Source organism: Synechococcus sp. UW105 (assembly GCF_900473935.1).
In the GTDB taxonomy this organism is placed as follows: Bacteria; Cyanobacteriota; Cyanobacteriia; order PCC-6307; family Cyanobiaceae; genus Synechococcus_C.
Map to the genome: position 1 here is coordinate 1 of NZ_UCNN01000018.1, position 2352 is coordinate 2352.

Sequence of the window (2352 nt, forward strand, 5' to 3'; positions counted from 1 at the left end):
CGATCCAGCCCAGATCGATCAACTCACCGGTGGCCATCAAGACGGCCGCGCCATCCCGAGCGCACCACAACCAGCCAGCGCTGAGCGACTTGAGCTCGCTCCAGCCGATCCAGCTGATCTCAACACCGCACCACCGCAGCTCGATCCACTCACCGGAGACACGGAGGAAGGCTTCTTTGGCTTCAGGCCACTGCCACGCATCTCCTTCCCCACCATTGATCCAGACGTGCTCTCCTTCTTGGGAGAACGCGCGGAGGTGAACAACCTGCTCGCAGAAGACCGCTTTGATCGCGATCAATCCACCGGCACCGAAACCCACTACAACTTCACTTGGCCTAACGGCTTCTCCGCCAATGAGGGCAGCGGCTACGACGTCACCGACAGCTTCAACAATGCAGCTGACATCGGCACCGTCGCCTATCGCGATGACCAGCAGGTAATCGGCACCGTTGGTTACAGCAGCGGTAGGAATCGTGACTACAACGATTTCTTCTCCTTCCATGCCGGCAAATCCGGCAACTTTGACCTCTCCCTCACCGGCCTCTCCGCCAATGTTGGCCTCGCTCTCTATGACGAGGCCGGCTCACTGGTCACCTGGTCGAACAAGTGGGGAACCCAGGATGAAAACATCAGCACCTTCCTGAATGAAGGCCACTACACCAGCCGGATTTACAGCTACAACAGCTCAGCTTGGAACAACAACGGTGCCACTGGTTTCAACCTCAACATCAGCCGTCACGCCGATTGCTTTGAACAGCTCACCAACGATTTAATTGATGACAGCAGCGTTAAAAATGCCACGCTCAACTCAATCAAATTTGATAACGAATTCAGCCGTAATGACATCATTGGCATTCTCAAAAGTGCTGGCGATTACGGCTCTGTGAATGGCACCGAGCTAACCGATCTGCGCGAATTCTGGAACACCTTCAACTGCACCATGCGCGCCGACCTCTCGGTGCTGTCTGAGAAAGTGCTGTTCCACGACGACAGCAACGCCTGGTACACCGGTTACGACAGCATCGTCAATGATCTCGGCGATCTAAAAGCCGGCTCCAGCACCCAGGATCTCAATCTGCTGATTGGCAAACACATGCTGGGCACCGACAGACCCATGATCCACAACGACGATGAAGGCAACGTGGCCGGCACCTACACAAAAGCCGCTGGCAGCCTCTTTGTGGATGGTGTTGACGCCAGCGATATCGATCAGGGAGCAACAGGATCCTGTTATTTTCTCTCCGCTCTTGCCGGCACGGCCAATAACAAATCCGAGCTGATTGAGGAGATGTTCACTGCTAATGGCGATGGCACCTACAGCGTTCGCTTCCATACCGACGGCAAGGTCGACTATGTCACCGTCGACAGCAAGATGGCCACATCAGCCACGGGCCAATACATCTACGCCGATGCCGGCGATGGCACCGCAACCGATGCCTTAGTGGCAGACAACAATGAACTCTGGGTCGCCCTTGCTGAAAAGGCCTATGCCCAGATCAATGAATCTGGTCGCATCGGACAGGAAAACACCAACCGCTACGGCATTGCAGGCAACGAAGGCATCAGCTGGGGATCACGGCGAAAGGCCCTTGAGCATGTCACCGGTCTCTCTGCAACCTGGAGCACTCTCAACACTTCTGGCGTCAATGGCGTCAGCTCCGCAGAACTACAAACCTTGGTCAATGGCGACAACGTCGTCACCGTGGGCTGGGGCGGCCATGCTCGCAGCATCGTCGGCTACGACGCGATCACAGGGGACTACGACATTCGCAACCCCTATGACGAGAACCACTCCTCGCTGACCCATGCAGAACTCATCGACCTAGGCGCTTCTGTCAGCTGGACCAACAGCTGAATCTCGCAATCACCCCAACACAACCAACACAAAGGTGGCTACGGCCACCTTTTTTTTGATGCAACCATTCATGCCACTGAGCCTTCAAACCCACATTCTCAACGTGGGGCGAGGCCCTAAGAATGATGGCAAAAATCGAACCAAAATTACATCATAACAATTCCAAATCAACTCCATCATTTCCTCAATGGGCCTCAACACATTGGGTGATCACAAGGGGGGCTATCTGAGCCACCCAGTCCAGTCGTGCACTGTTTGTTCCCAATGCATGACGCAAGAAAACTGGCTGTGAGCAAGATCACAAACCGGCTTGATTTCGCTCAACACACAACGTGAGCAATGCGGAAAAGCTGAGTTCATCCAGAGGCCACACCCCGCTCCGGTCTCCAACGTTCTCTCTTTCTCCCATGCTTGAGTTCAACCTCGACGGCGACCTCTTCACCGGTTTTGACGCCAGCAATGCTTATCAGCGCGTCGCTGGCGGAGACCCCTCCGCC

Annotated in this window: 1 protein-coding gene; it reads left to right on the top strand. The window is 55.1% G+C overall.

Features of this window, described 5'->3' with window-relative positions; genetic code table 11:
- A partial coding sequence (locus DXY16_RS07000) for a C2 family cysteine protease (protein WP_115120552.1) occupies window positions 1-1855 on the top strand: 1855 nt, incomplete at its 5' end.
- Between the last annotated feature and the right edge of the window lie 497 nt (window positions 1856-2352).